The sequence below is a fragment of the Kiritimatiellia bacterium genome (assembly GCA_018001225.1).
Lineage (GTDB): Bacteria > Verrucomicrobiota > Kiritimatiellia > CAIQIC01 > JAGNIJ01 > JAGNIJ01.
In genome coordinates this window covers 1-10,866 of sequence record JAGNIJ010000066.1, presented here as the reverse complement: position 1 = coordinate 10,866, position 10,866 = coordinate 1, and the positions used below count along the sequence as shown (strand labels likewise).

At 67.9% G+C, this 10,866-nt stretch carries 7 protein-coding genes; 2 read left to right on the top strand and 5 right to left on the bottom strand.

Annotated features, from left to right (window positions below; translation table 11 throughout):
- Positions 1-703: 703 nt before the first annotated feature.
- Positions 704-1,789 carry an integron integrase gene (locus KA248_15400; protein ID MBP7831293.1) on the top strand — a complete coding sequence of 362 codons (1,086 nt, stop codon included), beginning with the start codon at positions 704-706 and terminating at the stop codon, positions 1,787-1,789.
- A gap of 406 nt (positions 1,790-2,195) precedes the next feature.
- Here the strand turns inward: KA248_15400 and KA248_15395 are convergent, their stop codons facing one another.
- The 5 genes from KA248_15395 to KA248_15375 all read right to left on the bottom strand — a co-directional run bounded on the left by KA248_15395 (position 2,196) and on the right by KA248_15375 (position 8,954).
- Positions 2,196-2,630 (bottom strand): hypothetical protein, encoded by a 435-nt coding sequence (locus KA248_15395; GenBank protein MBP7831292.1) that lies wholly within the window; start codon positions 2,628-2,630, stop codon positions 2,196-2,198.
- A gap of 436 nt (positions 2,631-3,066) precedes the next feature.
- Complete coding sequence (locus KA248_15390; protein MBP7831291.1) at positions 3,067-4,752, bottom strand: hypothetical protein; 1,686 nt, start codon at positions 4,750-4,752, stop codon at positions 3,067-3,069.
- Positions 4,740-6,323 (bottom strand): hypothetical protein, encoded by a 1,584-nt coding sequence (locus KA248_15385; protein MBP7831290.1) that lies wholly within the window; start codon positions 6,321-6,323, stop codon positions 4,740-4,742. The genes KA248_15390 and KA248_15385 overlap by 13 nt, the downstream gene beginning before the upstream one ends.
- Positions 6,313-7,716, bottom strand: a complete 1,404-nt coding sequence (locus tag KA248_15380; protein MBP7831289.1) for an oligosaccharide flippase family protein — start codon at positions 7,714-7,716, stop codon at positions 6,313-6,315. Before KA248_15380 ends, KA248_15385 begins: the two co-directional genes overlap by 11 nt.
- Positions 7,713-8,954 carry a glycosyltransferase family 4 protein gene (locus KA248_15375; protein ID MBP7831288.1) on the bottom strand — a complete coding sequence of 414 codons (1,242 nt, stop codon included), beginning with the start codon at positions 8,952-8,954 and terminating at the stop codon, positions 7,713-7,715. The genes KA248_15380 and KA248_15375 overlap by 4 nt, the downstream gene beginning before the upstream one ends.
- A 143-nt stretch (positions 8,955-9,097) precedes the next feature.
- Here KA248_15375 and KA248_15370 point away from each other — a divergent pair, with 143 nt between their 5' ends.
- Complete coding sequence (locus KA248_15370) at positions 9,098-10,330, top strand: pyridoxal phosphate-dependent aminotransferase family protein (protein MBP7831287.1); 1,233 nt, start codon at positions 9,098-9,100, stop codon at positions 10,328-10,330.
- Positions 10,331-10,866 lie beyond the last annotated feature (536 nt).

The following is a 10,866-nucleotide window of genomic DNA, read 5'->3' as shown; positions in this document are numbered from 1 at the left end:
GCTAAAGAAAACCTGAGTATCCTGTTCACAGTGTTCCTCCTTTGTCTGATGTGATTTGTCACCGACGTTTTAATCCGATCATCTGCTGCGAGTCTCATGTTAGCCTCCTATTCATCTGTTTGCGAACATTTTAATAGCCGTCATGCATAGCAAAACACTTCGACGGCTTTTCTGATATTTCCGTCAATGCAGCTGTTGACAATACGCAAGTTATGACTACTACTTGACGCAGAGCATAAAGGGGGAGGAGTTTGATATGCGTCAAGACGGGAAACGGGCGGTGGCGCCACTGAACACGGAGCCCCGATGGCCGGAGGGGTACGTGAGGGTGTTGAGGGAGATGGGGGCGGTGGAGAAGACCATCCCGTATTGCATGGCCTGGGTTCGAAGTTTCTTTGCGCGCTTCCCCGGGCGGCGGCGGCGCGACCTGGGGCGGCAGGAGATCGAACTGTTCCTGCTGGAATTGAGCCGCCGGGGCAGTGTAACCAATCGGCAATTGGGCCAGGCACGGACAGCCCTTGAGGTTTACTACGAGCAGTTTCGGGGCATAGCGCTGGCGCCGCGGCCGGACGCGGGAGCGACGCCGTCCTTGGAGCCACCCGGCCAGCCGGCACAAGCCCCGCCTTCGCCCCCGACCAGGCAAAGCCAAAACTCCCCCGTGAAAACGCCCTCATTCGCGCCGGCACCTCCGCCGAAACCTCCAATGTCCGTTGCATCGTATCGCGCCCCGGAGGATTCGGTCAATGACAGAAAACTCCCGGGTGAGCATCCCGCCGGGCTCCGGAAATGTCGGGCGACAACCCCGCCGGTCCCCGCGGAGAACCGGGTGCGCTGGGGCGCGTTGGCGGACAAAGTGCGGGAGTGTCTGCGCGTGGGGCACTACTCGTACCGGACGGAGCAGGCGTATCTTGGCTGGATACTGAAGTTCGTGAAATTTCACGGGTGGCAGAAGCCTTCCACGATGGAGGCGGAACACGTTCGTGCGTTTTTGAAGCACTTGGCGGAGGAGCGCCAGGTGGCGTCCTCCACGCAAAACCAGGCGCTGAACGCGGTGATTTTCCTGTTCAAGCACGTGCTGAAAAAAGAGATCGGGGATTTTTCCGATTTTCAGCGGGCGCGGCGCGGACTGCGGCTGCCGGTGGTGGCCAGCCGGGCGGAGGTGAAGGCCGTCATCGAGCGGTTGGCGGGTCGGGAACGGTTCATGGCCGTTTTGCTGTATGGAACGGGCATGCGCATCAACGAGCTGCTGCGCCTGCGGGTGCAGGACGTGGATTTTGACCAGAACCGGCTGATTGTGCGGGGAGGGAAGGGTGACAAGGACCGATATGTTCCGTTTCCCGCGAAATACCGGGACGAGATGAGGGCGTGGCTGGAGCGGCGGCGGGCCCAGTACGCGGCGGACAAGGCGGCGAATATGCACGAGGTGGAAGTGCCCGGCGCGCTGGCGATGAAGTATCCGAACGCGCCGTTCGAGTGGCGCTGGCAGTACGTCTTCGCGGCGGACGATTTTTCGACGGATCCCCGGTCGGGCCATGTCCGGCGGCACCACGTGGACGAGCAGCATCTGCAGCGGGCCGTGCGGGCGGCGGTCCGGGAGGCGGGGTTGACGATCCGGTTCACGCCGCATTGTTTCCGGCACAGTTTCGCGACGCACCTGCTCGAAGCCGGCCAGGATATCCGCACGGTGCAGCAGTTGCTTGGACACTCCCAGGTGGAGACGACGATGATCTACACCCACGTGTTGAACAAGGGGCCCCTGGGGGTGGTCAGCCCGGCGGACACGCTCTGATACCAAATCCGGGTGAAGGCGGGTAGATTTCGGGCTCGCAGGAGCTCGCCCCTCCATGATTCCTGCAACTGGAGGGCGGAGCTCTGCGACGCCGTTCGTACCGCCTCTCACCCGTACATGGTATGACTCCCGGGGGGAGTCGATACTCCTGGCGGATAGGGCTGCCTGGTCGAGAAATTGGCTCTGCACAGGCTGAGCGAGAATATCGTTCGGACGCCAAGCAATCCGGTTTCGCTGGCCGTGGTCGGTTCGTCTTTTAAAGAACGAAGACTTATCCGCACGAAGAAACCCGGGGCACAGAACAGGGCGGCGCCGGCTGGCCCGCCCGTGTTTTTTTCCTGAAGCTGTAGTATTCCGCCGCGGCGGAACGGTTCGCTTGGCCGCGCCATGAGGCCGGCGCGCGGAATTACGGGCCGGCCTTGTAGGAGGCGCCCGTGTTGCCGTCGGTCGGCGGCGGCTCGTCCTTGTCGTCCCCGCCGCTGTCGCTGGTGGCGATGATGACCGCGGTGATCGTCCCGGCGACGACCGCCTCGCCCGCGAACACCTTGGCGGTGCGCCCGGGCGATTCGCTCCACGCGCCGAAGTTCAGCCACGAAAGCGCGCCGCCCAGGGCAAAGGGATTCTTCCAGCGGCTGGGCCGGAAAAAGGCGGTCAGGTCGGACCACGTGCTGAACTCGGTCTGCACGCCGGCGCCCACGCTGGAGCCCGAGGTGAACAGGACAATGTCCGTCCGCGACTCCTCGACCGCCGCGGCCCGCGCGTACCCGGCGGGAAGAATAAAGACCAGCACCGCGAGGACGAAGCCTGCCGTCGCGAATCCCAGCGCCCGGAGTGTTTTCATGACCGATCCTCCTTCAGGAATAATATGGGCCGGACTCTGATGGTGCAATACCTACTTTGACTGTTCTGTCCAGAGACGGAACTGATTCATATAGAAAGGGATACTTCGTTGGATGAAGGAGATGTGCTTCATTCAGACCCTTGCCCGTCTGAATGCTCCATCAGAGCGGTGTCGCGGCCGCAGTGGCCTTGCCACCGCACTCCAGAAGGTGCGTGTGCGAAGCGTGTTGGAGTGCGCCGGCAAGCCCCGATCGCGAAGCGCATCGGGGTGCGACGGCGCTTTGGATCCGCATGGTTCCAAGACGTTGCGACTCCTTGTGAATCAGTCCTGGTCCAGAGAGGGAACCCGGCCGCCGCTGTACATGGCTTTCTGCGGGCCGGGGGCGGCCCGTCTCCATGGCGATGCGTTGGAGGCAACAGGTTTGAAACCTTGGGAATCAGTCCTGCTGTCCCGTCATCCGGGCCAGGTCGAGCAACATCCAGCGCCCGTTCTTGAAGACGGCACAGGCGTCCGCCTGGCGGAGCACCTCGCTGCCGCCGGCTCTCATTCGGCCATGGGCATTCCGGATAACCTCGTTGAACGGCTCGAAATAGATCGGCGCATCTTCCTCATAATGGGTAAGATCCACCAGCAGATGCGAGACGCCCCAGTTCCGGTGCAAGCGATCCAGGGGGTCGGAGGTCGTCGCGAAACAGCCGTCCACGACGGCTTTCAGCCGGCGTCGCATTTGCTCCGCGTATCCCTGGTGAATGGCCTCGTGCGACTCCCGGTTGAGCAGGACCGAGCGGCGGCACAGCCAGGGAACGTTGTTCAGCGGGCCTTCCGGCCAGCCGGCGAGCAGGGCGCCCGGCGGCAGTTCCGCGATCGCGTCATACAGGTCGCGGTCGGCGCGCGCGTCCACGCTCAAGCCCGTCGCGCCCCCGCCGCGCCCGCCGAGCAGGAGCAGGCAAGCCGCCGTGACCGCGAGCATGGCGGGCACCGCGGCGGCAGGACGGCAGCGCGCGGCCAGCGACCGGACGGCGGCGGGCAGCAGGATCATGGCCAGCACTGGAACAGAATAAATCATGTAGCGTTGCGGGAAATAAAGGGCCGGGGCCAGCCGGGCGGCGGCGAGGTAGGCCGTGACCGAGGCGGCCGGCAGGAGGAGGAGCCGGCGCGCGGTCGCGTCACGGCGGGCCAGCAGGACGGTCCCGACCAGCGTGAGCAGTCCGAAGAACCCGGCGATGGCGACGAGGAGAAGGCTGGGCCGGCCGTAGGTCGAGCCGGCCATGATCCATCGGCGCAACGGCGCTATCCACGCCGGTTCGCCACCCTGCAGGCTACGCCCAAAGGCGTCCGCCAGCGCGGCGCCGACGTTGAGGAACGGCGGGCGGTCCTCGAATCCGTAGCGGCCGCCCGGCCCGAGCTCGGGATAGGCCGCGACATCCGCCGGGCCGAGCCGGCGCCCGTACTCCGCCGTGTGGCTGGACCAGAGGCAGGCCGCCGCCAGCAGGAACGTCAGGATCAGAAGGCCAGCTTTTTCGCGTCGGCGCTCGCGCGACATCAGCACGGTGCCGGCCAGCGTGAGCCCGAGGAGCAGGGCGATGGGCGGGTACAGCGCCGCGGCGAGCACGGTCAGTGCCGCCAGGAGCCGCGGCCGGTCCGCGACGAGGGCGAAGGCCGCCCAGCCGACGAGGGGGAAGGCCCACGACCGGGCCGTGCCGCCGGCCATCCGGTAGAGGAACTCGTGCGAGGACAGCGCGAGCGCCAGCGTCGCCCAGCCGCAGGCCCGTCCGCCCAGCCGCGCGGCGCACCACGCGAGGGCGGCCATCAGAAGAACGTACTGCGCCAGCGGCAGCACCTTGCTGGTGACGGCGGGGTCGAGCAGGCGCCCGGCGCACCGGTAGAACCAGCGCTGCCCGACCGGCGTCATGGCGAGGCGGTAATTCGCCAGGTAGTCGTCCTCGCGAATGCCGGGCTGCGTCTCGCGGACAAAGGGGATCAGCCAATGACGCGCGTCGTCGTTGAACCGGTACCGGTCGGCGGCGAGCCGGGCGGATTCCAGGAGCGAAGGCCCGTACAGCACGGCCAAGCCGAACGCGGCCAGCAGGCGCCAATGCTTGATGGGGTTCATTCCGGCCATGGCAGGAGCTCCGGTCGCGCGGAATCGTCGTCGATCTCCACCCGCCACGCCGCCCGGTCTTGAAAATGCCGGCGCAACGCGCGGTCGGACTCCTCGTCCAGCGCGCGCGCCCACAGCACCGGGGCGGTGGTCATGTCCGCGCCATTATACACCCATTCGTTCTGGATCGAGTGCCGCGGGCCGTAGCGGACGAACAGCAGGTGCTGGCCGCCGGCGCGCGCCAGGTCCCGTTCGAGGTCCCGGCGGAAGCTCATGAAGCGGGACACGCTCGTGTTGCCGCGGTCCGGCAGGGCGAGGGCGGACAGCGCCTGGACCCAGGCCGCGATGAAAACGAGGAGCCCGAGCAGCGCGCCGGCAGGGAAGCCGCGAAGCACGATGTGATGAAGTCTCCGCAGGCCGGCGGCGAGCAGGAGGAAGAGCGGCGCGGCCGCGGGCGCAAAGTAGTGGGGCGAGGCGCGGACGCAGAGCAGGCAGGCCGCGAGAACGAGAGCGCAGGCGGCGCCGGCGATTCGCCACCGGCCGCGCCACGGCATAAAAAGCAGCGGGATCGTCAGCGCCGGCCCTAAAAAGAAGGCCCACAGCCGGGCGAGTTTCAGCGCGGTTTGACGGAGGAGGTTCGGCCACGGGAAGTGCCGCGTGTACAGGTTCATTTCCCAGCCGCCATGAAACTCCGCGAGAACGGGGTGGGTCCATTCGGGCGCGGGGCGGGGGCGCTGCCAGAGGAAAACGGGGAACGTGCAGTACTGTTCGTGATGCTCGACGATCGGCATTTTCAGGGCGTGCCCGGTGACGCGATGGTTGTAATAACCCATGGTGCACGCAGCCGCGACGAGCACTAGCGCCAGGGGCCATGCCGTGCGTACGGGGATCGTTCGCCGCCAGAAGGCCCGGGCCAGGACCGCGCCGGCGGGCAGGGCCGCGACCAGGCCCTCGACCGGGCGAGAGTGGGCGAGGACCGCAAGCCCGAGGCCGAGGAGCAGGGCGTCGCGGCGTCGCCCGGCGCGGAGCAGCCGGGGCAGGGCGCCGTACACGAGCGCCCCGCCGGCCGCGGCCACGGCGCCGCCCCAGTAGGACTGGCTCCAGTAGCCGACCGCGCCGTGGTCGTATTCCCGACCGAGGAAGACCACCTGGGCCGCCGCCAGCATCGCGCCCACCCACGCCCAGCGCGCGGGCAGCCAGCCGCGCAGCATCCAGCAGAACGCGGCCGCCATGGCGGCGGCGCTCAACCAGACTCCAACGATGGGATGACCGAGCCGCTGCCCGAGCGCGAGGACCAGCCCCTGCGCCGGCGGGTACATGGATTGATAGGTCGGGCGCTGGAGCACGTGCATCGTGTCGAAGTGCTCCCGGAACGGAGGCGCGGGATTCGTCAGCCGGCCGCGAGCGAAGGTGTCGGCCGCCAGCAGGTAGCTGAACTCGTCGTGCACGCGCGGATAGGGCAGGCCGCTGAACGCGGCCACCGCGGCGGCGAGGATCAGCGCGGCGAGTCCGGCCGACAGGAGCGCGAGCACGGGCTGGTCCGACACGGCGCGGAAGAGGGCGGGCCAACGGGCGAGACGATCACGCGGCATGCCGCGCCCCCCGTTTCCAGGCGGCCGTCAGAACCAGCATGGGGACCAGCGCGGCCAGTTCCGACAGGAGGCGGAGGCCGGTCGGCTTGAAGACGAAATAGAGGAGCGCGCCTGCCAGCGCCGCGGCCATCGTTTCCAGGATGGACCTTGCCTGGAAGAGGCCGAGACGCCGCTGGCCGTAGCCGACGGTGCACAGGGCGACCGCGAACTTGGTCGCCAGCAGCGCGGCCACGCTGCCCCCGAGCGGGTGGGCGGGGATCCACAGGACGCACAGGCCGAGGTTGAGCAGCAGGCCGGCTGCGCAGATGCCCAGCAGCAGGAGTTCGCGGCCCAGGCTCAACATCAGGTAGGCCGCGAGGTTGTGATAGAGGCCGATCGCGATGGTGAGCGCGAGCCAGCGTTGCATCCAGACGGCCTCCGTGTACGCGCGGCCGTAGAGAAGGGGAATCAGCCGGTCGCTTTCGACGGCGAGCCCGTACATCAGGCAGGCGGCGACGGGCAGGAGCCAGCGCGCGGCCTCGCGCGCCAGCGCCCGCGCGGCGTCGGCGTCGGTGTTCAGCAGCCGGGCGAACAGCGGGAACAGCGTGCGCGCCAGCAGAAGCCCGCAGACCAGGTTGGTCACGCCGTCCACGAGCTGCCACGGGGCGCTGTACTGCGCCACGCCTCCCGCCCCGGCCGCCCGCTGCAGGAAGAAAAGGTTGGCCTTGTTGTAGAGGATCGCCGCCAGCTCGATCAGCGCGAAGACCAGCCCGTCGCGCAGGGTGAGGCCGACGGACGCCAGGCCGGGCCAGCTGGGGCGCGCGGCGCGGCCGCCGCCGACCGACAGGGCGCCGCCCGCGAGGGCGACGAGCGACTCGATCGGCTTGTACAGCGCCAGGGCGGCGGGCGGCAGGCCCATCCACAGCGCCACGAGCGCATATCCGAATCCCGCGGCGGCGGCGAGGCTTCGGATTCCTGCTTCCTTCCGCTGGTCGCCGCGCCACTGGCAGAGCGCGTAAAACGTGCTCGTCAGCGCGTCCAGCCCGACGCCGGCGGACAGCAGGAGGATCACCGCGCCCAGCGAGAGGCCGAAATTCTGCAGCAGCACGAAAAGGAACGTCGCGGCGCCGCCGAGCGCGAGCAGGAGGCTCTTGACCGCGGTCACCTGCCAGATCAGCCCCGCTTCCGTTTCCGGCCGGCGGGCCAGCCGGCAGACAATATGCTTGTTCAGACCGAATTCCGCGAACATCAGGAGGATCTGGCCGATGCCCATCGCCAGCGCGAACTGGCCGTAGGTGATCATCTGCCGGCGCGCAAGGACGATCAGGAACGCCGCCTGCAGCACCTCGCGGAAGCCGTGCGCGCCGGCGAGCAGGCCGACCTTGCCCAGGATGCCGTGGCGGGCCGCGCTCATGCCGGGCGCCCCCCATGCCGGGCGATCAGGTCCAGGAGCGCGCGGCTGTTGGTATCGAGATTGAATTCGCGCAGGACCAACTGCCGCCCGCGCTCGGCCATGGCGCGGGCCGCTTCGGGATCCGCCGCGAGCCGCCGCACGGCGGCCGCGATCGCGGCCGGATCGCCGGGCGGCACGAGGCCGCCGGTCTCGCCGTCGCAGATCACTTCGGCGAGGCCGCCGACATCGGTGGCGACGACCGGCACGCGGTGCAGCAGCGCTTCCAGCACGACGTTGGGGATCCCGTCCCGGTCGCCGGCCGGGTCCACCACGCTGGGCATGACCAGGATATCGCTTTCCCGGAACAGGCCGCCGGTCGCGACCCGCGGGACGAATCCGGGGAAACGCACCGCGTCCTCGATTCCCAGTTCCCGCGCCCGGCGCTTCAGCCGGCCGGCCTCGGGTCCATCCCCGCCGACGGTCAGGTGAAAAGCAGTGCCTCCCTTCTTCAACTCCGCGGCGGCCAGCAGGACCTGCTCGAACCCTTTCTTGCGGACGAAGCGGCCGAGGGCGAGCAGCTTCAGGGGCGGCTGGAGGCGCACGTCCACGGGCGTGAAGCGGGCCGGATCCTGGCCGTTATAGATGACGTGAATCTTGCCGGCGTGCGTCCCGGCCTGCCGCTGAAGGTGGGGCGCAAAGGTCCGGCTTGGGCTGCGGATAAACGCGGCGTCGCGGATTTTATCGGCTAGCGCGCCGTCCGGCGGAAAGATGTCGCCGGCCCACCCGGAGAAACTGAAAGGGATGCCTGCCAGGCGCGAGGCCACCCAGGCGGCCGTCGCGGGTCCGTTGGCCCACGGGGCGTGCAGGTGGGTCAGCCCCGCGTCGCCGGCGAGCCGGGCGATGCGAAACCCGCATAAAAAGGCCCAGAGGTTCTCGCCGGCCATCTCGAGATCGCTCCACCGGCGCCAGGGCACGGTCCGCCACAGGCGTCGCGCCTCGCGGCCGTTATGCCTGACCCAGAAGAGGACATCGCGGATCAGATGCGCCGCCGATCGCGTCCCGAGCCGGGTGACCGGAAGGTTGTCCGGCGGCATGTCCGGCGAGAGAGGGCCGCGCCAGCGGCCGTAGAGCGTGAAGAGGCGAAGGTCGGGCGTCCACCGGCCCAGCGCCGTCATTTCGTCGAAAATAAAGGTCTCGGACGGTTTTGGAAACCAGTGCAGGACGCAGGCCAGGCGCAAGTCCGCGCCTGCGTTGCCCATTTTTTCCGCCGGCAAGCCCATGGTATTCTGGTGCGGCCCCTTTTCCTTTGAAAAGATAGCAGCAAACCGGTACCTTTGAAACAGCAAGGTGCGATGGCGTCGGCGCGAAAGCCGGCCGCGCACAGGACAGGGAGCGTTTTTTCATGTTGCCCCGGAGCCGGTTTCAGTCATTTGTGGACATGGTCGGGCAGGGAAAGGAGGGCGGCTACTATCCCTTCTTCCGGCCCCTGGCGGAGTCCTGGGGGCCCGAGGTGGAGGTTGGGGGGCGGCGCCTGATCATGGTCGGCTCGAACGATTACCTCGGGCTGTCGCACGATCCCCGCGTGGTGGCCGCCGCCCAGGAGGCCGCGCGGCGCTGGGGCGCCGGACCCGGCGGCTCGCGGTTCCTATGCGGCAACACGACGCTGCACGAGGCCCTGGAGGAACGCCTCGCCGCCTTCATCGGCAAGAAGAAAGCCGTGGTGCATACCACCGGCTTCACCACGAATTCCGGGGCACTGCACTGTCTCGCCGCCACGCAGGACGTGCTGCTGTGCGATTCCGAGAGCCACGCGAGCATTGTGGACGGCTGCCTCTTCTCGCGCGGCCGGCTCCTGACCTTCCGGCATAACCAGCCCGACTCCGCGCGGGCCAAGTTGGAAGGCGCGCAGGAAAAACAGCCGGAGGCCTGCTTCCTCGTCACCGAGGGCGTTTTCAGCATGTCGGGCGACGTGGCGCCCCTGCCGGAATTGCTGGCCCTGAAAAAGACGCACCCGAATCTCCTGCTCTACCTCGACGATGCCCACGGCCTCGGGGTCATGGGCCGCGGCGGGCGCGGCACGGCCGATCACTTCGGCGTGACGGCGGACGTGGATTTCATCATGGGCACGTTCAGCAAGGCCCTGGCCTCCATCGGCGGGTTCATCGCCTCGGACGACACCGACGCGCTGACGTACATCCGGCACCAGTCGCGGCCGCTGATCTTCTCCGCCGCGCTGCCGGCCTCCTGCGTCGCGGCGGCGCTCGCCGGGCTGGAGATCCTGGAGCGCGAGCCGGAGCGGGTCGAGCGCCTCCATCGCAACACGCGGCTGGCGTGGGAGGGCTACCGCCGCATCGGCCTCTCGACGCGCTATTCCGGCTCGCCCATCCTGCCGATCACGGTCGGCTCGGAGATGAAGGCCTACCGGCTTTCCCGTGAGCTGTTCGAACTGGGGATCTTCGCGCTGCCCGCGGTGTTCCCGGCCGTCCCGCGCGGCCAGGCGATCATCCGCACCGCCTACATGAGCACGCACGAGCCTCGGCACATCGAGCAGGTGCTGACCGTCCTGGAGTCCCTGGCCGAACGGCACGGCCTCCGCCACACCGCCCCCGAGCCCGAGCCGGTTCCCGTCGGGTGAGCGGCCGCTTTCACGTCGGGGCGACCCCGGATCGCCGATAGCCTGGAAAGGCTGGTTGGCGGTCCTCATACCAAATCCGGGTGAATGCGGGTAGATTTCGGGCTCGCAGGAGCTCGCCCCTCCATGATTCCTGCCACTGGAGGGCGGATCTCTGCGACGCCGTTCGTACCGCCTCTCACCCGTACCTGGTATCATTTGTCCCAGACCAAGACGGTCTTGAGCGCCTCGTCCAGAAGACGCAATGCAGGGGTGGCCGGCGCGCCGACGAACTTCATCAGTCCGAACGTCAACGGAGGGGGGGGCGGTGGACCCGCCGCGGGGCGAGGAACGCGAACTGCATGGAAGGCTTAGCTCCGGGGCGAGTCGGCACACCATGATGAAGCCCTTGAGCCGGGAGCAGGATAAATGCGGCGCCCGCGCGGCGGAAGTTCATGCGCTTAGCCGCACAAGTGATTGAGCGGTTTGCTTGCGATCCACCTCTGATCTGCAGCCGATGTTGTAACGCGCCTCCATCCACTGGATGGTATGGATAGCAG